Annotated in this window: 21 protein-coding genes and 1 pseudogene; 10 read left to right on the forward strand and 12 right to left on the reverse strand. The window is 70.2% G+C overall.

The features are described 5' to 3' along the window. Positions 1-66 precede the first annotated feature (66 nt). Positions 67-1,251, forward strand: a complete 1,185-nt coding sequence (locus tag ACLQ22_RS20590) for a GNAT family N-acetyltransferase (RefSeq protein WP_425693717.1) — start codon at positions 67-69, stop codon at positions 1,249-1,251. A gap of 161 nt (positions 1,252-1,412) precedes the next feature. Here the strand turns inward: ACLQ22_RS20590 and ACLQ22_RS20595 are convergent, their stop codons facing one another. The 3 genes from ACLQ22_RS20595 to ACLQ22_RS20605 form a co-directional block, all read right to left on the reverse strand. Further along, positions 1,413-2,495, reverse strand: coding sequence for an NAD-dependent epimerase/dehydratase family protein (locus tag ACLQ22_RS20595; RefSeq protein WP_425693718.1), 1,083 nt, complete (start codon positions 2,493-2,495; stop codon positions 1,413-1,415). Positions 2,496-2,589: 94 nt separating this feature from the next. Further along, a complete protein-coding gene (locus ACLQ22_RS20600) occupies positions 2,590-2,892 on the reverse strand; it encodes a hypothetical protein (protein ID WP_425693719.1) in 303 nt (100 codons plus the stop codon). Positions 2,893-2,977: 85 nt separating this feature from the next. Beyond that, a complete protein-coding gene (locus ACLQ22_RS20605) occupies positions 2,978-3,469 on the reverse strand; it encodes a DUF1772 domain-containing protein (protein WP_425693720.1) in 492 nt (163 codons plus the stop codon). A 235-nt stretch (positions 3,470-3,704) separates the two neighbouring features. Here ACLQ22_RS20605 and ACLQ22_RS20610 point away from each other — a divergent pair, with 235 nt between their 5' ends. Next, positions 3,705-5,027: a M23 family metallopeptidase gene (locus tag ACLQ22_RS20610; protein ID WP_425693721.1), complete on the forward strand. Its 1,323-nt coding sequence runs from the start codon at positions 3,705-3,707 to the stop codon at positions 5,025-5,027. Positions 5,028-5,057: 30 nt separating this feature from the next. Here the strand turns inward: ACLQ22_RS20610 and ACLQ22_RS20615 are convergent, their stop codons facing one another. Both ACLQ22_RS20615 and ACLQ22_RS20620 read right to left on the reverse strand, forming a co-directional pair. Continuing rightward, entirely contained in the window at positions 5,058-5,312 is a 255-nt protein-coding gene (locus ACLQ22_RS20615; RefSeq protein ID WP_425693722.1) for a flavin reductase, read from the reverse strand. Beyond that, positions 5,309-5,569, reverse strand: coding sequence for a hypothetical protein (locus ACLQ22_RS20620; RefSeq protein WP_425693723.1), 261 nt, complete (start codon positions 5,567-5,569; stop codon positions 5,309-5,311). Before ACLQ22_RS20620 ends, ACLQ22_RS20615 begins: the two co-directional genes overlap by 4 nt. Before the next feature lie 240 nt (positions 5,570-5,809). On the opposite strand from ACLQ22_RS20620, the gene ACLQ22_RS20625 reads away from it, so the two are divergent. From ACLQ22_RS20625 to ACLQ22_RS20635, 3 genes are all read left to right on the forward strand, one after another. After that, complete coding sequence (locus ACLQ22_RS20625) at positions 5,810-6,337, forward strand: helix-turn-helix domain-containing protein (RefSeq protein WP_425693724.1); 528 nt, start codon at positions 5,810-5,812, stop codon at positions 6,335-6,337. 346 nt (positions 6,338-6,683) lie between these two features. Continuing rightward, a complete protein-coding gene (locus ACLQ22_RS20630) occupies positions 6,684-7,385 on the forward strand; it encodes a hypothetical protein (protein WP_425693725.1) in 702 nt (233 codons plus the stop codon). Further along, positions 7,382-8,500 carry an XRE family transcriptional regulator gene (locus ACLQ22_RS20635; protein WP_425693726.1) on the forward strand — a complete coding sequence of 373 codons (1,119 nt, stop codon included), beginning with the start codon at positions 7,382-7,384 and terminating at the stop codon, positions 8,498-8,500. The genes ACLQ22_RS20630 and ACLQ22_RS20635 overlap by 4 nt, the downstream gene beginning before the upstream one ends. Before the next feature lie 76 nt (positions 8,501-8,576). Here ACLQ22_RS20635 and ACLQ22_RS20640 read toward each other — a convergent pair whose 3' ends face one another. From ACLQ22_RS20640 to ACLQ22_RS20660, 5 genes are all read right to left on the reverse strand, one after another. Next, entirely contained in the window at positions 8,577-9,419 is an 843-nt protein-coding gene (locus ACLQ22_RS20640; RefSeq protein ID WP_425693727.1) for a hypothetical protein, read from the reverse strand. Positions 9,420-9,752: 333 nt separating this feature from the next. Further along, positions 9,753-10,037, reverse strand: coding sequence for a replication-relaxation family protein (locus ACLQ22_RS20645; RefSeq protein WP_425693728.1), 285 nt, complete (start codon positions 10,035-10,037; stop codon positions 9,753-9,755). 273 nt (positions 10,038-10,310) lie between these two features. Continuing rightward, positions 10,311-10,445, reverse strand: a complete 135-nt coding sequence (locus ACLQ22_RS20650) for a hypothetical protein (RefSeq protein ID WP_425693729.1) — start codon at positions 10,443-10,445, stop codon at positions 10,311-10,313. Then, positions 10,381-11,226 carry an IS3 family transposase gene (locus ACLQ22_RS20655; RefSeq protein WP_425693730.1) on the reverse strand — a complete coding sequence of 282 codons (846 nt, stop codon included), beginning with the start codon at positions 11,224-11,226 and terminating at the stop codon, positions 10,381-10,383. The genes ACLQ22_RS20650 and ACLQ22_RS20655 overlap by 65 nt, the downstream gene beginning before the upstream one ends. After that, positions 11,213-11,515: a transposase gene (locus tag ACLQ22_RS20660; RefSeq protein ID WP_425693731.1), complete on the reverse strand. Its 303-nt coding sequence runs from the start codon at positions 11,513-11,515 to the stop codon at positions 11,213-11,215. The genes ACLQ22_RS20655 and ACLQ22_RS20660 overlap by 14 nt, the downstream gene beginning before the upstream one ends. A 548-nt stretch (positions 11,516-12,063) precedes the next feature. On the opposite strand from ACLQ22_RS20660, the pseudogene ACLQ22_RS20665 reads away from it, so the two are divergent. From ACLQ22_RS20665 to ACLQ22_RS20685, 5 genes and pseudogenes are all read left to right on the forward strand, one after another. Next, a pseudogene (locus ACLQ22_RS20665) lies at positions 12,064-12,508 on the forward strand (IS1380 family transposase); the annotation flags it as partial. Between the two features lie 149 nt (positions 12,509-12,657). Next, positions 12,658-13,089, forward strand: coding sequence for an HIT family protein (locus ACLQ22_RS20670; RefSeq protein WP_425693732.1), 432 nt, complete (start codon positions 12,658-12,660; stop codon positions 13,087-13,089). A 164-nt stretch (positions 13,090-13,253) separates the two neighbouring features. Continuing rightward, complete coding sequence (locus ACLQ22_RS20675) at positions 13,254-14,129, forward strand: helix-turn-helix domain-containing protein (RefSeq protein ID WP_425693733.1); 876 nt, start codon at positions 13,254-13,256, stop codon at positions 14,127-14,129. Beyond that, positions 14,129-14,341: a DUF397 domain-containing protein gene (locus tag ACLQ22_RS20680; protein ID WP_425693734.1), complete on the forward strand. Its 213-nt coding sequence runs from the start codon at positions 14,129-14,131 to the stop codon at positions 14,339-14,341. Before ACLQ22_RS20675 ends, ACLQ22_RS20680 begins: the two co-directional genes overlap by 1 nt. Further along, positions 14,301-15,602 carry an MFS transporter gene (locus ACLQ22_RS20685; RefSeq protein WP_425693735.1) on the forward strand — a complete coding sequence of 434 codons (1,302 nt, stop codon included), beginning with the start codon at positions 14,301-14,303 and terminating at the stop codon, positions 15,600-15,602. Before ACLQ22_RS20680 ends, ACLQ22_RS20685 begins: the two co-directional genes overlap by 41 nt. On the opposite strand, the gene ACLQ22_RS20690 is transcribed toward ACLQ22_RS20685, so the two are convergent. After that, a complete protein-coding gene (locus ACLQ22_RS20690) occupies positions 15,595-16,938 on the reverse strand; it encodes a hypothetical protein (protein ID WP_425693736.1) in 1,344 nt (447 codons plus the stop codon). The genes ACLQ22_RS20685 and ACLQ22_RS20690 overlap by 8 nt on opposite strands. Further along, positions 16,935-18,068 (reverse strand): 3-phosphoserine/phosphohydroxythreonine transaminase, encoded by a 1,134-nt coding sequence (gene serC / locus ACLQ22_RS20695; RefSeq protein WP_425693737.1) that lies wholly within the window; start codon positions 18,066-18,068, stop codon positions 16,935-16,937. Before serC ends, ACLQ22_RS20690 begins: the two co-directional genes overlap by 4 nt. Positions 18,069-18,109: the final 41 nt, after the last annotated feature.

An 18,109-nucleotide genomic window follows, 5' to 3' on the forward strand; every position in this document is an offset into this window, starting at 1 on the left:
TCACCGGCGATTGCGGTTGCGGCGACCGCCGGGGCGGGATGGGATGGGCGGATGACCGTCCGCCGGGTGAACGCCGAGGAAAGACTGTCCACCAGCTTCGCGCTCGGCGCGTACGCCTTCGAGGCGTCGCCGCGCAGCGCGGCCCGTGCGGAGGAGTTCCGCGGCTACCTGCCCTACAACGAGGGCAACCGGACGCTGGTCGTCGAGGAGGGGCGCACCACGCTGGCCGCCGCCTCGGCGATCCCGATGCGGCAGAACCTGCGCGGCGAGGTGCTGCCGATGGCCGGCGTCGCCGGGGTCGCAACCCACCCGCTGGCCCGCCGGCGCGGGCACGTACGCACCCTGCTGCACCAGCTCCTCGACGAGATGCGCGACGAGGGGCACCAGCTCAGCGCGCTCTACCCGTTCCGGCCGTCGTTCTACGCCCGGTTCGGCTACGTGGGGCTGCCGAAGCCGCGTACGGTCACGTTCTCGCCGGCCGACCTGGGCGAGCTGCTCAACGCCGACCTGCCCGGCGAGGTGGGCTGGGAGCGGATCGGCGAGGGCTACCGGGACTGGCGCGCGTTCACCGAGCGGTGCCTGAACGAGCGGCACGGCTTCGCGATCTTCCCCGGCTACCGGGACGTGGGCTTGCGCGACCGCGACGAGCACTGGCTGCTGACGGCCCGCACGGGCGGCACGGTCACCGGCGCGGTGCTCTACCGCATCGACGACCACGGCGGCACGCTCGCCGCCGGCGACCTGCTCGCCGCCGACCCGCTCGCCCGGGCGCTCATGTTGCAGTTCTTCGGCCGGCACGTCGACCAGGTGGAGCGGGTGACCGTCCAGGTGCCCGTCGACGAGGTGCCGGAGCTGTGGCTGACCGACCTGGCCGTGCACGTCGAGGCGCGGGTGGCCCGACCGAGCTACTCCGCGCCGATGGCCCGGCTGCTGTCGATCGACGCGCTGGCCGGGCTGCCCGTCGGGCCGGGCCGGGTGCGGGTGGAGCTGACCGGCGACCGGTGGCTGGCCGGGTCGTACCTGCTGGACGGCGCGACCGGCGTGCTGGAGCTGGTCACCGGTGCCGCCGCCACCGTCGGCTCGCCACCGACCGCCACGCTGACCGCCGCCGGCCTCTCCGCCCTGGCGTACGGGGTCCTGGACCCGGTCGAGGTGGGCCTGCGGGGACTGGGCGACGTGTCGACGGACGCGGCGGCGGAACTGCGCCGCCTCTTCCCCCGCCAGCACCCGTACGTCTTCGCCGACTTCTGACCCAGCCCGCGCTCCCACCCCCCGCCCCACCTCCCCCGCCTCCCGCCCCGCCTCGTTGATCAAGAGGTTTGCGTCCTCCGGGGCGCCGATCCAGGGCGCGAACTTCTTGATCGACGCGACCATCGACGCGAGCGTCGTCGGGAGGCGGTGGGCGTCGTGGGTCAGTAGGGGTTGCCGTGGCCGGCGGGGCGACCGCGTAGCAGGCCGGTGGGGCGGCCCGGGAGGTGGCGGGCCGCCGACATCGGCGGGCTGGCGGTGTGCGCGCCGTCAGCCATGCCGGCGAAGAGTTCCTTCAGCGCGCTGAGCGCGTCGTGGCGCGGGTGCCAGCCCAGCTCCGTCTCGGCGCGCTCGCTCGACATCAGCGGCGCGTGCAGCGCCAGCTCCACCCAGCCGGCGTCGATCGGTTGCAGCCGCGCCCGCCAGGTCAGGGCGGCGGCGACGCGCAGCACCGGGGCGGCGACGGGCACCGTCCAGCCGTGGAAGTGCCGGGCCACCAGCTCCGGGGTCAGCACCGGGTCCGCGGCGACGTTGAACGCGCCGCGCGCGTCACCGAGGACCGCCCGGGCGTACGCGTCGGCGACGTCGTCGGTGTGCACCGCCTGCATCCGCAGCCGCCGGTTCGTCGGCACCAGCGGGATCCGGCCGAAGCGCAGCAGCCGGACGGGCGCGAACGGGCCGAGAAAGTAGCGGGTGATCTCGGTGGCCGCCGCCCGCTGGAAGTTCAGGCCGGGTCGCAGCCGCACCACCCGCAGCCCCGGGTGCTCCCGCTCGGCGCGGTCGAGCAGCGCCTCCACCTCGGCCTTGTCCCGGCTGTACGACGAGCCGGGCACCCCGGTCGCCGGCCAGCGCTCGGAGACCGGGTGGTCCTTCGGGCCGGGCGCGTAGACGCCGACCGACGACGCGTACACCAGGGCCGGCACGCCGGCGCGGACCACGGCGTCGATCACGGCCGCGCTGCCGCCCACGTTGGTGCGGTGCAGCACCCGCTGGTCGTGGCTGGGCTGGATCTGCCAGGCCAGGTGCACCACCGCGTCGGCCCCGGCGAAGACCTCGGCGAGCTGGTCGGCCGCGCCGGGCAGGCCGACGTCGCAGGAGTGCCACTCCACCTGGTCGTACGGCTCGCCGCAGTCCGGCCCGGGCAGCCGGCGGGCCACCCCGGCGAGGTCCACTCCGCGTTCCCGCCGCAGCCGGCGCAACAGGGCGGTGCCCGCGTTGCCGGTCGCCCCCACCACCACGATCCGCATGCCCGTCCCGTACCCGGTCAGGCGCGAGTCAATCGCGGCGCGGCAGCGGACCCGTCCGTCGGCGCCTGCGGTTCCGCGCCGCCGATCGCCGCCGTCAGAGGCGGGGTGCGTGACGGACCCAGTTCTTCTGCCCGCCCCGGCGGCGGCCCTGCGAGGCGGCCAGGCAGCGCGGGCAGATCCGGCCGACCGGGTCCGCCTCGGTGAGCACGTCCGTCGAGGTGTACTCGAACCGCACGTGCGGGAAGCGGCGCAGCCGGGTCCGGCTGAGCGGGAGCCCGCAGACGGTCTGGTTCTGCCCGGGCAGCCAGGCGTGCACCTCGCCGGCCGGCTCCCGTACGCCCTCCGGGCCCATATCCTCGCTGGAGGCCGCCACGGCCGGGGTGCTGCTCATCCTCATGCGGGCACGCTTCCCCCACGCCGCCCCGCCCATGCCTGCCGCGTCGGTGATGGCGACGACACGGCCGGCCCGGCCCGGCCGGCGGTCAGCCGCGCCGGGCCAGCAGGGCGGCGATCAGGCAGGCGAACGCGGCCACCGAGGAGAGCGTGCGGACGAGGTTCCCGCGTACCCACGCCGCCTCGAACCAGGCCCGCACCTCGGCCAGGTCGGCGATCTGGTCCACCGGGCCGGCGGCCTCCAGCCGGTCGTTCAGCGGCACGTTGAGGCGCGCGGTGACCCCGACGGTGACCAGGTAGCAGGCCAGCGCGGCGACGGTCCAGACGAGGACCGGGCCGCCCCGGTCCAGGTGCGCGGCGGCGGCCACGGCGAGCAGCAGCGGCGCGCCGAGGAAGGCGCCCAGGAACCAGCCGTTGAGGATCCTCCGGTTGATCGACTGCATGGTGCCGACCAGCGTCCGGCCGTCGGTGGCGGCCAGGCCCGGCATGACCGCGCAGGTGAACGCGAAGAACAGCCCCGCCACCAGCCCGGTGGTCAGGGTCGCCCCGGCCAGGGCGGCGGTACGGATCGTCTCGGTCATCGGTGGTCCTCCCCCGTCGTCGTCCCACCAGTCAACCGGGCGCTGTCCCTCCCGCCCATGGTCGAGCCGCTCGCCCCCATAAGCGCCCGTCCACCGGGCTGTCACCCGAAGCGGGGCGTTCAACCGCTGCCGGTGCCCGGCCGAACGGACGCGGATTCGTCGACGCGACCTTGTGAACATCTGCGCGATGCCACACCATGCCGATGTTCATCGATATCGGCGAGAGGGCGGAGACGTGACCAGAGTGAGCGCGTGGGGTCGACTGCGGGCGATCGGAGTAGCGGCGGGAGTCCTGCTCGGGCTCGCGGTCGTTCCGGCGCAGCCGGCGTCCGCGCAGACCGGGGTGATGGTCCAGCCGGTGGGTGGGCGGGTCACGGGTGTGCTCGCGAACAGGTGTGGGGCCACCGACAGTGATCACTACGGGGTGGACATCGCGGGCAACAGCGGGATGGCGATCGGGGCGGCGTACCCGGGCACGGTGGCCTTCGCGGGTTGGACCTCGGGTGGGGGCAACATGGTGACGCTCTCGCACGCCGGTGGTTACCAGACCCGGTACCTGCACATGGTGGGGGCGGCTTCGGTCGCCGTGGGGCAGCAGGTCGGGCAGGGGCAGGTGCTCGGGTACGTCGGCAGCACGGGCAACTCCACGGGCCCGCACCTGCACTTCGAGATCCGCCGCCACGGCGCGGTGTACGACATCCGCCCGGCGTACGCCTGCGGCGGCACGGTCACCAAGGGCGCCCCGATCAACCTCCCGTTCGCCGACCTGACGCCGGTCAACGCCGTCCCCGACCGGGTCCTGGTGGTGCGCACCGACGGGACGCTCGCGGCCAAGGAGTCGCTGAACGGGACCGTGCACGAACTCAAGACCAACGTCACCAGGGTCGCCGCCGACCGCGACCGCGTCGCCGTGATCAGCACGAACGGGGCCGCCGAGGTGAAGGCCGGCGGCCTCACCGCCGGCTGGGTGACGCTGTTCCACAACGCCAGGGACGTCGTCGTCGACGGTGACCGCTACGTCGTGCTCGGCACCGACGGCAGGGCCTGGGCCAAGGACGGCCTCTACAGCGCGAACTGGGCCCACATCTCGAGCAACACGACCGTGATCGACGCGGCCGACGGTCGGATCGGGGTCATCGAGAACGGCGTCGCGAAGGTCAAGGAGGGGCCGATCAACGCGTCCTGGCACACCGTCGCGGCCAGCGCGACCGACCTGTCCCTCGACGGGGCCCGGATCGGCGTCGTCGAGGGCGGCACGGTCAAGGTCAAGGAAGGGCCGCTCAACGCGGCCTGGGTAAACCAGGCGGCGGGCCGGCAGGTCGTCGTCGAGGGCTACCGGATCGCGGTACGGGACGACGGCGGCAACGCCTACGTGAAGGCCGGCCCGCTCAACGGGAGCTGGGACCACGTCGCCACCGGCGCCACGGATCTCGACGTCGCCGGCAACCGGATCGCCGTGGTGTCCGGCGGCTGGGCCCGGGTGAAGGAACCGAATCTGAACTCGTACTGGGTGGACGTCGTCGTCAACGCCCGGCAGGTGGCCCTCGCCAACCAGTGACGCCCCACCCGAGGGAGAGCGCGCAGGTGGTCAGGAGGCGGGACGGGGGCGGGCCCAGGCGGTGAAGCGGTCGGCCAGGTCGACGCGGGAACCGCCGCCGTCCAGGTCGGCGAGTTGGGCGGCGGCCTCGACCTGGAGGGTGGCGAGGTGGACCAGCAGGGCGGTCCGGTCGGTCCGGTACTCGCCGAGCAGGCGCAGCTTCGCCGCCGAGCAGGGCCAGGCGATCCCGCAGGCCGCGCAGCGCCAGGTCGGGCGGGACGGTACGTGGTCGCGTCGCCGGGTCACCGCGACGGCACCCCGACGACGGTCGCCCGGTCCAGCCGGACGGAGGCGTACCGCTCGCGCGGTCGAAGCGTGCCGTCCGGGTTCAGCTCCCGGCCGCGCAGCTCGACCCACTCCGCGCCCTGGAACGGGCCCCGGTCGAGGACCTCGGTGACGTACATCGTGAGGACCCCGACCCCGAACCGGTAGGAGTCCTCCGGGACGCGGATCACCTCGCCCGGCGCGATCGCGCGCTCCCCGCGCGGCCTGTCGATCGTCACGTCTTCTCCCGCCCGTCGGCCGGCCGTCACGTGGAAGGGGGCCGCCCACGGATGCCCGCCCGGGGCGGCCCCGCGAGGACCGCCCCCGGCCAACGCTCCACGAGCGGCCCTCGCTGGTGACACTCTGCTGTGGAGGCGACTACGCTCGGAAGGCTCCGCGCGCGTCCGGGCCGGGTTGGCCGAGCCCACGCCCGACGGGTGGCGCCGCGGGTAGTCGATCTTCAAACTGGGAGGCCCTGAATGGCCGACGTGCCGAGCCCGCTCGCCGCCTTCATCGTGGGCGAGATCCGCCGCGCCCGGGGCGGCGCCGGCATGACCCAGGAGACCTTCGGCCGGGGCGCGGGCTTCAGCGCGTCGCACGTCAGCGCCGTCGAGGGCGGCACCCGGGCGCTGACGATGGACTTCATCAAGGGAGCCGACCGGGCCCTCAGGACCGGCGGGCTCTTCGAACGACTCGTCGCCAGCGTCGGCGCCCCGTCCTGGTTCCTCCCCTGGCTCGACGCCGAACGCGCCGCGCGGCAACTACGGCTGTTCGAGCCTCTGTTGGTTCCCGGACTGCTACAAACCGAGAACTACGCCCGCGTGGTCATGCGCCTCAACGACCTCATGTCAGCGACGGAGGTCGACCAGCAGGTCAGCGCCCGGATGGACCGGCAGAGCATCCTGACCGGCGAGAACCCGCCGCAACTGGTCGCGGTCCTGGACGAGTCCGCGCTGCGCCCTCAGGTCACGGCACCTCCCGCAGATGCGGTGATGTGGCGTCGGTGACGCGAACCGGATGGGGCGGGGGCAGAGGACACGACGCTGGGAGCGCCAAGCTACAGGCGTCGTTCGTGTACCAATAATCGGCATTCTGAGCGGGACGAGCGGATCGACTCGGCGTCCGGCGGCCCCCCGGGTCCTCCTTGCGAACAGCGAGGACAGTCGGTGGTGTCGGTTGCCACGGCGCCGGGCACGCCGCCCGCCCGGTAGCTGAAAAGGCCCGCGTCGGTGGAGGTTGAGTGTCTCCGTCTCGATCGCTGCGGACGCGTGAGGTTGAGTGAGGTTCGGGTTCCGGCGTGTTGCCTGCTTGATTTCCGCAACATCAACTGGGGCATCGGCTAGATTTCCTGGCATGGGTCTGTTGGGCGACGCGGTGGTGGTGCTGGACGAGCGGGGCGTGCTGGAGCCGCTGGGTGGGTTGATCCGGCAGGTGTATCGGCGGGCCGCGGACCGGCACGAGCCGGAGCTGGGCGACGACGCGATGAGTTTCGGCACCACCGTGTGGCGCAACCTGACCAACCTGGGCAAGGCGACGTTCGAGGGTGTCGACGGGGTGCGGGTGCGGCTGGAGGACAACTCCCTGGAGATCCTCTGCGCCGGGTACGTGGTGCGGCTCTACTCGTTGCAGGGTGGGATCGAGTCGATCCGGTGGGAGGGTAGCGAGGCCCGGCTGGGCGGGGCGGTGGAGAACAGCCGCGATGGCCAGCTGGCTTTCGACGACGACGAGCAGTTCCCGGAGGTCTTCGCCGGTGTGGTGCCGCCGAAGCGGCATCTGCGCGTCGCGCACACAGGGGACATCACGACGGGGGAGGCGACGGCGTATCTCGGGCTGCCCCGGGACAACCGCGAGGGTGGGTCGCCGTGGTTCGAGGTGATGCTGTGGTTCGGTGACGCGGTCACGGTGGGTACGCCGCTGCCGGTCGTCGGCGACGCCACCGGTGTGCCGGGGCAGCGGCACGACGAGCTGCCGGTTCCCGAGCTGCCGATCGAGACGCTGCTGCCCGGCCGCGCCGGTGGTCGTCCTCTCGGTGCTGTCGACGGCCGTTCGGCGTGACCGGGGGGACCCGTACGCCGGTCTCGGCCAGCGTGGCCGTCGCGGCGTTCGAGCCGCACGCTCTGGGGTTGGCCCGCCGGTGGCGGCGGATGCGCAAGAACGAGTTGGCCCGGCAGATCGGGGTCACGGCGGCGGCGGTCAGCCAGTACGAGCTAGGACAGGCCCGCCCGTCGGCGGCGGTGCTGGCCCGGTTGGCGTTGGCGTTGACGATGCCGGTCGAGTTCTTCGCCGCAGGTTTTCCCGCTCCGGCGTCGCCGGGGCGTGCGCACTTCCGTAGCCTGCGGGCCACCAGCCAGGCGGAGCGGGACCAGGCGGAGGCGTTCGGCGAGGTCGCCTGGCGGGTGGTCGAGGTGCTGAGCCGGCAGCTGCGGCTGCCCGAGCTGCGGCTGCCCCAACTCGACCTGCCGGAACCGGCGCGGGCCGAGGACATCCGCGCGGCCGCCGCGGCGGCGCGCCGGGAGTTCGGGCTCGACGACGGGCCGGTGCCACACACCGTACGGCTGCTGGAAGCGCACGGGGTGATCGTGCTGTCGCTGCCGGACGCCTCGGAGCGGGTCGACGCCTTCTCGCACTGGTACGGCCAGCGGCCGTTCGTCTTCCTGAACCCGGCCAAGAACGACAGGGCCCGCTCCCGGATGGACGCCGCCCACGAACTCGGTCATCTGCTGCTACACCACGACGCCGAGCCCGGCAGTCAGATCCTGGAACGGGAGGCCACCGCCTTCGCCTCCGAGTTCCTCGCTCCCAGCCCCGCGCTGGCCGCGGAGCTGCCGGCCCGCCTCGACTTCGACCGGCTGCACGAGTTGAAGCGCCGCTGGGGCATCAGCCTGAAGGCGCTCGTCTACCGGGGCCACGACCTGGGCGTGTACCGGGACCACACCTACCGGCGGGGCATGAGCCTGCTCGCCCAGTGGGGCCATCCCGAGCCGGGCGATCTCGGCCCCCGGGAGCAGCCGTCCCTGCTGGGCCGGGCCGTCGAACTCCTCGGCGAGCAGCGGGTGACGACGGAGAGCTTGGCGGCGCAGGCCGGTATTCCGGCGCCCCTCGCCCGTACGGTGATCGACGCCGCCACCGAACGCCTCCCCGAACTGCGACTGGCCACGGGAGGCTCCTGAGACGGCGGGAGGTGAGTCGGAGCCTGTCGGGGGCGGCCGGCTCCCGGGCACTGGCTTCCTGCTCGGAGCGGGTCGGTCAGCCCGGTACCGCAGGGGTGGGAACGATCGGCTCGACGTGGTGGCTGTCCCAGACCCACTGATCGTCGCCGTGGTCGACCAGGGTGCTGCATCGGTAGCGCAGCAGGTCCACGTCCATGTTCGGAGGTGGGCCGCCGGGGTGTGGCGGCGTTGCGTCCAGGGCGGCATCCGCGTTGTAGACGAACCGGTCCGGCAACCGGTAGTCACGGCGGAACTTCGTACGCCACTGCGAGTTGCCGCCCCAGCCGTGGGACAGGTCAGCCACCTGCCGGTACCGCCGCCGCCATGCCCAGTACAGGGTCGAGGTCGTGGCGAGTGCGGGATCCACGTAGTGAGCACCGGCGCGTACGCTCACGCCGCCCCTCACCAGCAGCAGCGATCCGATGAGACAACCCGGCCACCACTGCCCAACCAGCAGGGGAGCCTCCTGCGAGTCGGTGGCCGGCATCACCTCGACGATCTCGTGCAGGAACGGGTGGAACGCCTCTCTCTCCGGGAACGTGCCGTCGATCGCGGTGACGAACTGCCGGTACGCCGAGGGCGGAAGCCAGTCCGTGGGAGCGTCGGGGTCGGTGGCGGGCGGTTGGCTGGGCAGGATGAGCAACTCCGTCACCCGGCTCAGTGCGTACAACGCCCACCGGTCCTCCTGCCCGAGCGACACGGCGGCCATCTCCGCCTCGCCGACCTGGCGCAGTGCCGCCAAGATGGGCGAGTTGGCCGCAATCCAGGGCTCCAGGACGTCCCGGCCCCACCCGCTGCCGCTGTAGTCGAGAGTCGGCTCGTACAAGCCGAACCGGATCTCGTTCCACGCACCGCCCGGGAACACCATCTCGGCTGTCACGACCGACAGTCTGCCGGCCGACGGCGAGCGCGGCGAGTCAGATCCGATCCCCACGCGGTAGCGAAGCGGTGAGGAAGTCCGTCGCTGGTAAGCCAGCAACCACGGATCCAATTCCCTGATTCCGGGCATTCCGTCACGTCGGCCTATGCGGCCGTGGGCACTGGCATGGATGGTCGAGAAGTTCGCTGCGGCAGTGGGTCCGCCGCGGTCGCCGTCGGGGAGGGGGTGAACCAGCCGCGAACGGCACGGGCTTGTGTGCGGCTACGGTGGCGCGGCCGTGCCGTCGCTGCGTCGTGGGCGGGGTGGCGGCTGTCTTCGCTGGCCGCGCGAGGTTCATGGCTCGGCGGGCGGTGCGGGCAGCTGCGCACATGCCGCGCCGAACTGGTCCAGGACCCAGTGGTACGGGTAGGAGCCGCCGTCGGTCTTCAGCGGCCGGAACCGGTCGATGACGCCGACGTCGTGGAGCCGGCGCAGTCGGCGTTGGGCGAAGTCCAGAGACGTGAACAGGGCGTAGGCGATCTGCGGTGTGGTCAGCACGCCGTGGTCGGTCAGCCAGCCGAGCAGCACGTGGTCGCGGGCGGTCAGCATGGACTGGGCACGAAGCAGTTGATCGGACATGGTCTGTGTCTCCTGCGGGGGTGAGAAAGACCGAAAGGTCTCTCTGAGCTGGAAAAAATCTGGTCAGTGGCGGCGTGTGCTGCGGTGTGAGCGGAGCCGGGGGTCCGTTGCCGGGTCAGGTTCAAGGACGACCCCGCAACGGAGGCAGGCACTGACGCCGCAACTGACCTCGGCACGGTTCACCGAGCCGGACCTGCTGACAGACCGGCGAGGGAGAAGGCGCGCCGGCCACCGGCACGGGGAACGAGATGACGGCTCAGCGTGAAGTGACCCCTATTGCCCGGACACCTCGATGTCTGTCAGAGACTCTCGGTGGGTTTTTTTGTAGGTGTCGGGGCTGACGTTACCCAGACGGCTGTGCCGGCGGCGAGGGTTGTAGAAGCCCTCGATGTAGGAGAAGACCTCCATCTCCAGTTCGTGCCGGGATGGCCAGGCGCGGGTGTAGACCAGTTCGGTCTTTGAGGGTGGCGAAGAACGACTCGCTATGGCGTTGTCGTAGCAGTCGGCGACCGAACCCCATCGAGGCCAGGACGCCGCAGGAACGCAGGGTCCGGCCGAAATCGAACGACGTGTACTGGGTTCCGCGATCCGAATGGTGAACGAGCTGCTCACGGGCCGGTCGGCGGTGCTGGATGGCCATGCCGACCGCGTCGAGGATCAGCTCAGTGCGGAGGTCATCGGCCATCGCCCACCCGACGACTCGGCGGGAGTAGGCGTCGACCACGACCGCGAGGTAGAGGAACCCTTCCCATGTGCGCAGGTAGGAGATGTCCGCGACCCATAGCCGGTTCGGCGCGCTTGCGGTGAACTGTCGCTGCACCAGGTCCGGCGCGGTCGCCGTGGACGCGGCCTTGCGGCGGGGCTTGCCACGCCAGCGCCGGTGGGCGCCCTCAATCCCGGCCAGGCGCATCAGCCGGGCCACCGCCTTGCGGTTCCACCGGTGGCCGCGCTCGTGCAGTTCAGCGGTAAGCCGCCGGGCACCATAGACACTGCGATGCTCCGACCACGCCTGACGGGTTACCTCAACCCGGGCCTGGTCGTAGCGTTCCCTGTCGGCGGCACGTTCGCGGCCCGCTCGGAGCCACTGATAGAAGGCGCTGTGGCCGACGCCGAGAAGTCGGCAGAGCAGACGGACCGGATAGGTGGTCTTCTCCGCGTCGATGAACCGATACACATCAGTCCGGTTCACCGCTCCGTCTCGCGTGCGAAGAAGACCGCAGCTTTTCTAAGATCTCCTTCTCTAACTCCAACTGAGCGACCTGACGCCGCAACCGCAGCAGCTCAGCCCGCTCGTCAGCAGCCAGGTCACCGGGCTGGCCGCCGTCGCGCTCCTGCCGCAGCTGAGCGACCCAATTGCGCAGCGTCTCATGGTTGACGCCGAGTTCACGACCGACGTCACGGATCGTGCGACCGGAGTCGAGCACCAACGCCGCAGCCCGGCGGCGGAACTCCTCCGGGTACTTGCTCTGTCGAGCCACAGCGGTTTCCTCCTCCTCGGCAGGATGCCAAGTCAGGAGGTGTCCGGTCTCAGGGGGTCACTTCACTCGCCGGCACCACCTGGCCCGACACCGAACTCTTCTTCGTCCAACCCGACGGCCAACCCTGGCACCCCAACACCGTCACCGACCGATTCGAAGCGCTCGTCCGCGACGCTGACCTGCCCCCGATCCGACTGCACGACCTACGGCACTGCGCCGCCACCTAACTCAAGGCAGCCGGCGCCGACCTCAAGGACATCCAGGAACTCCTCGGCCACTCCTCCATCACCATGACCGACACCTACACCTCCTCATGGCCGAACTCGACGTCGAACGCGCCAAGGCCGAAGCCGCCGCCAAGCTGCTTCCCCGCCGCCGACGTCCGCCCGCCGCATAACCGGCAACGCCCGCCAGGCAGGGACGGCACCCCTTGGCTGCCGTCCCTGCCGCCTCGTCCCACACGCGGGTACCCGACTGCCTGCCGGTTCGGAAGGCGGTGCGGGGAGACCTACAGCGGCATCGCTGCAGGGCACCCCGGCCGACCTTACGGCTATAACCCGTTGCCCTGTTTCCTGGACAACACCGGCGAAGCCCTCGCCGGCATGCTGCGTCAGGACCGGGCCTCGAACACCACCGCCGACCACATCACCGCCCTGGAGCAGGCCCTCGCTCAGGACCCCGAAGCTCACGGCACCCCGATCCTGCCAACAGCGATGCGGCCGACTCCAGCCACGGGTTACACGCCACATCCGCTGTCTGCCTGAGCAGCACCACCTGGACATCCGACTGTCCGTCGGCGCCGGATCACCGAACCAGTCCGGGCCGCTTCCCCAGGCTCCCATCGACTGGATCCCCGCCATCGACCCGACGGGCACCTGCGGAAACACGCCGAGGTCTGCGAGATCACCGGCCTTTCGAGGCTGCGGCTGGCCGCAGGGCACTCGGTTCCTGGTCCGTCGCGAACGCCCACATACCGGCGCTGAGCTGTCACTGAGTCGATGCCGCCGCTCAGCAGGTTAAAGATCAAGCTAACCCTCGGGCGCCAAGACACGTGCATCCATCCGCCGCGTACGTCAGCCCATCGGGGAGGATGGTGCGAAACCCCGCTTCGGGAGGCGATCGCGATCTTGAATCTGTCGTGCGTGTTCTGCTCGGTGACGGCTGGCGTTATCGATCCTGGGGTCTGCCTTGCCGTCAACAACGAATTCGTTGTCTTTCCGGCGCTTCACCAGCGGCCGAACAACAAAGGTCACATGCTTCTCGTCCCGGCAGGTCACTTCGGCGGCATCGCCGACGTGCCGCCCGAGAAGGCAGCCCCCATGCTGGCCGCGCTTCAGGCAACGACGCAGGCGGTGAAGGCCGCGTTCGGTGCCAGCGGGACGACGGTGCGGCTCAACCTGGGACCTCCCGCTCAAGACATCTTCCATCTCCACTGGCACATCATCCCGCGGTACGTGGGCGACGACTTCAACAGCGCCAAGTCCTCCGAGGTGCCACTCAGCGAACGTTTGCAGCTCACGGCGAAGCTTGGCCGGCACCTTGCCAGACGGGCTTCGGCCCGGGTCCGCAAGTGATCAAACGCCGGCAAACAGCCCGCGCCCGGACGCTCTACCCGGGTCGACCGGTTCACGTCGCCTGAGTTCGCGCGATCTTGACAGAGAGCCGGCCCTGGTCCTCGGCGCTACCGGTGCTGTACTGTCCGAGGAGTTTATGCACGTGCGCATGGAGTCGCTGACGTATGGGTACTCGCGGGTCGCCTCAACGCTACCGAGTAGGCGCTGAGCTGCGTCGAGTACGCGAGAACCTGGGGTTGTCCGGGGAGCGCGTCGCGGATTCGCTCGAGTGGTCGCAGTCGAAGGTCTCCCGGATCGAGACCGGAACGACGGCATTCACCGTTCGGGACGTAGACCGGTTGCTCGGCCTTTACGGGGTCGATCCCGACATCCGTGCTGAACTGCTGGCGGCGACTGCGGAAGAGAACGGCGAGGGGTCCTGGATCACGAGTGCCGGCGGCTGGGGACGGAGACAGGGAGCGGTCGCGGCGCTGGAGTCGACAACGCGGGAGATCAGGCAGTATCAGCCGGTCGTGGTGCCGGGCCTGTTGCAGACCCGAGCCTACGCCCACGCGATGGCGGTCGCGGTCGGTGCGGGAAGCCCGGACTACATCGCCGACGTGCGTATGGCGCGACAGCAGACGCTGGAGGGACCTGACGGGCCTCGCTTCGTGGTCGTGGTGGACGCTCGAGCTCTGCTGTTCCGTGCGTTCCCGGTCGAGGTGTCCCGAGGTCAGATCCGGCATCTAACCGGCTTGGTGGGCCATCCCAACATCGAGCTCGGTGTCGTCCCAATCGGCGCGCAGCACACGGTCGTAGCAGCTCAGGGGTTCACCATTTTCGACTTCCGGTCCGGCCTCAGCCCTCGCACCGTATGGATCGAGTCGCCCGGAGGTGACTGCTATTTCAGCGAGGAGGCTGCCGTCACCCGGTTTGAGAAGGCGTTCATGGGGTTGAAGTCCGTTGCACTGCACGGCAATCGTGTCGTTGAATATCTTAATGCTCTCGATGTTGAGTTCGAGCGCTTCGACGCCATCGTTCCCGGAGTGGGAGGCAGCTGATGACATCAGTGAGGTTCGCAGGCGCGGCGTGGCGAAAGAGCAACGTGAGCGGTGACACGGGCTGCGTAGAGGCCGCGTTCGTCGAGGATGAGGTGGGGGTGCGGGACTCGAAACTGTCTGACGACAGCCCTGTCCTGGTCTTCACACGGCACGAGTGGGCGGCGTTCTTGCATGGCGTGGGCAACGGTGAGTTCGGCCTCCCCGCAGCCTGAAGGCACACCGCCAGCACCATCGGACCGGTCGGCTGCTGCACGGCGGCGTCAGATCCGCCCTCTGTTGGCCGCGGTAGCTGTCTCCGTCGCAGGCGACGGAGCGTTCATAGCCGCCGCACCGTTGCTGGCCTCGACCCTGACAGCCGATCCGCTGGCGATCTCCGCTGTGAGCGCGGCCTTCTACCTGCCGTGGCTGGCCCTCGGACTGCCCGCTGGAGCGCTCGCGGACAGGTGGCCACGCCGCCGAGTGCTCGTGATCGCCGACCTCGTCCGCGCGGCGCTAATCGGGCTGCTTGTCGCGGCGCTGGCGCTCCGCTGGGCGAGCATTCCGCTGCTGATCACGGTTGTCTTCGCGGTGGGTGTCGCCCAGTGCTTCTTCGACGCCGCGTCGCAGGCCGTGATCCCGATGATCATCGGCAGGGACGGGGATGACCTGAGCAAGGTCAACGGCCGGTACTGGGCGCTGGACACCGCGGGACGGTCGCTGGTGGGCCCGCCTCTCGGCTCGTTGACGTTCTCAGTCGGTCGGTCCCTGCCGTTCGCCGTCGACGCGGTCTCGTTCCTGGCCTCGGCGGCACTGGTGCGGATGGTGCCTGATGTGCGGTCTGATCAGCCGGACCGTCAGCCGTTGTGGGCGTCGATTCGTGAAGGCATGCGCCACCTGTTCAGAACACCGGACCTTCGTGTCCTCGCGGTCGCGATGGGCGTGTTTAACTTCGGCTACTTCATGGTCATGGGGACGTTCGTGCTCTATGCCCAACGCACACTCCACCTTCCAAATGCGGCCTACGGTGCTCTGCTGGCCGCGATGGCGGTAGGTGGGATCGTCGCTGCGGCCAATGCTCGCCGCCTGATCGCTGGTTTGGCGTACCGCAAGGTGCAGGCTGCCGCGATGATTGTCCAGGCGGGGGTGTGGCTGGTGGCCATGCTGGCGGGCAACGTCTGGGTGATAGCCGCGCTATTCGTCGTCTACGGCGCGGCGGCAAGTTCCGCGTCGGTCGCTGTCGGCTCAGCTCGACAGGCGCTGTCACCGGACGGCTTGATCGGCCGGGTGGTCGCGGCGTTCCGGATTCTGGGCCTGGGCGGGTCGGGACTCGGCGCTCTCGTCGGCGGCGCGGTGGCGAAGTCGGCCGGGCTGGATGCGACCTTCGTCGTCGCCGCGGTGGTGCTGGTCGTGGCCGCGTGTTTCACCTGGCCGAGGAGACGGCAGCCGCATCAGGCGGGCGACCACGAAGGGGCGCGGTCGGGCGCTCTCACCTGAGCTCTGTGCCGCCGTCCGCATCACGCAGCCTGAGACCGGCAGATATTCCAGGCAGCCGTGGGTCATCGCCGTAGAAAATGCTGTGCAGCGAGACGATGCGGCGGCAGGTCTCGGCGTGGGAGGCCATGCCCCGCCGCCGAATCATCGGGATCAGCGTGCTGGATACGGAGAGGATCGCGCGCTGGAAGCCCGCGTAGGCACGCGGAATGTCGAACGCCTTCAGCCGCGACTCGACCTCGCTGAGCAACTCGTCGCATGCGGCGTCCAAGTCGATGCCGCCGGTGCGGAGTCGCTGTAGACCGATGTACCGCAGACTGTTCAACACCTTTTCGCGCAGCCGTGAGGCACCCACGGTGGCCAGCGCGACAGCACGTAGATCCTTGCCGAGCGGTGACGACAGCAGCGCCGCGCGGACAAGGCACGGCTCTACGTCAGCCGGCGCGTCGGCGAGGGAGGCACCGGTGTAGCGCGAGAGCTTGCGCCCTGCCGTGTCCAGCAGCGTGCCGTGCTGAACGATCATGGCGGGCAACGCGTCGGGTCGATTGGCGGCCAGGAGCGTCAGCAGCCACTTGCGCTGGATATCGAATCCGGCCACGGCCACGATCGGGCCGTTAAGGCCGAGACGGCGCAGCAGGCTTGGCCCGAGAGCACCGACCAGCCGCGGATCGAGGATCTCGCCGTCATGTAGCGGGGAAGGGACGCCGAGATTCCGCTGAGGGTGACCGACCCGGATCAACGGATGGACGTCGGTGAGGCTGCGCAGACGGCGGATGCCGTAGCCGGGCACCCATTCGACGGTGGCCGCGCGACGGAACATCTCGTCAAGGTCGACGGGTAAGAACCAGTCCCGTGTGGTTCGCAGACGCAGCGGGCCGCCACAGGTGAAGCAGTGCTCGGCATCGACGCTTGGCGGGAGGGCGATCCGGCAGCTGAGGCACCACTTCTCCTCAGCGACCAGGTAGCGGACGACGTCGCTGTTGGCCAGATCGGTGATGACGGCCTGGACGTGTGCTCGTACGGACGCGTCGTCATCCCGTAGTGCGGCATGGGGCGACACCACGATGCCGAAGCCTTCCAACGCGGCGACGGCGCTGTCGACAGCAAGCCCGCAATAGCGGGCGAAACCCTCCGGATCGTGGCCGAACATCGGCTCCAGGCGGCGGCTCGACATGTTCCACGACTGCGGCAGGTGAGCATCACCGCCGAAATACTGGGCAGTCCGGCGAGCCGCGTCGAGCAGCACCCATGTGTAGATGCCGCCGAGGTGCGGCGCACCGGGCGGTGACGGCGGCGCCAACAGGACCGTACTCGGCTCGCGGTTTTCCCACACGATCATCGCGGCACCCGCGCTCCGCCGCCCGGCACGTGGCGGGGCAGCCGCCGCCGCTTGGCGCGGGCGAAGTGCGTCATGAATTCGACGAGTTCCCCGACCGCATCCAGGGAGATCGCGTTGAACAGCGAAGCACGCAGGTGTCCGACCTTGCGGTATCCCCACAGTCCGACGAGTCCCTGCCGCGCGGCGTCTGCCTGAAACTCGTCCTCCAACTCCAAGGTCGGCAGCGCGAACGTGACATTGACCTTCGACCGACTGTCGCGGTCGGCAAGGCCCGTGTAGAAGTCGCTGTCGTCGATCGTGCGGTAGAGCAGCTGGGACTTGGCGGTGGTGAGGGTGTCCATCGCCTCCACTCCGCCCTGCTGGATGGTCCACCCAGCCATGAGGCTCAGAACGAAGATCGCGCTGATCGGCGGGGTGTTGACACGCGATCCGGCTTGCGCGTGTGTGAGATAGCTGAGGAAAGGCGGGAGCTGGCGCACCGGGTCGAGGAGGTCGGCTCGGATCACGACAAGCGCGACGCCGGCGGTGCCGAGGTTCTTGTGAGAGGTCGCGTAGATCAGGCCGTGCCGGGCGACGTCAAACGGGCGGGTGAGGAGGTCGCTGGACGCGTCACAGGCGAGCCACGTGCCCGCCGGAATGTCGGGCGGCTGCTTGAACTGCGTGCCCATTTCGGTGTTGTTCGACGTGTAGTGCACGTACCGGGCGGTCGGCGTGAACGACGCTTCGGCGGGCGAAGGCAAGCGCAGGTAGCCGTTTGCGTGCGTAGAGGCGGCGATGTTGACGTAGCCGTAGGCCGCAGCCTCGGCGGCTGCTGCCGCCCCGAAGTGTCCCGTGACCAGGTAGTCCGCGACGGCGTCCGGGCCGAGGTGGTTGGCGGGCAGCATCGTGAACTGGAAGCGCGCGCCGCCGTGTAGTAGCAGCAGTTCGTATCCCGCCGGGACGCCGATGAGCGCGCGCAGGCGCTCGACCGTGGTGTTGTAGAGCTGCTCGAACTGTCCGCTGCGGTGGCTCAGTTCGAGGATGCCGAGCCCGGTGTCGGCGTAGTGCTCGACGCTTGCCTGGTACTCGGTCAGCACGTCGTCGGGGAGAATGGACGGCCCTGGTGCGAAGCTGCGTATTCGTGTGGGCATGGCGATGCCTCCGTAGCTGCTATGTACGGATCCGAGGGTTC

This window comes from Micromonospora sp. DT178, from assembly GCF_049841695.1.
In the GTDB taxonomy this organism is placed as follows: domain Bacteria; phylum Actinomycetota; class Actinomycetes; order Mycobacteriales; family Micromonosporaceae; genus Micromonospora.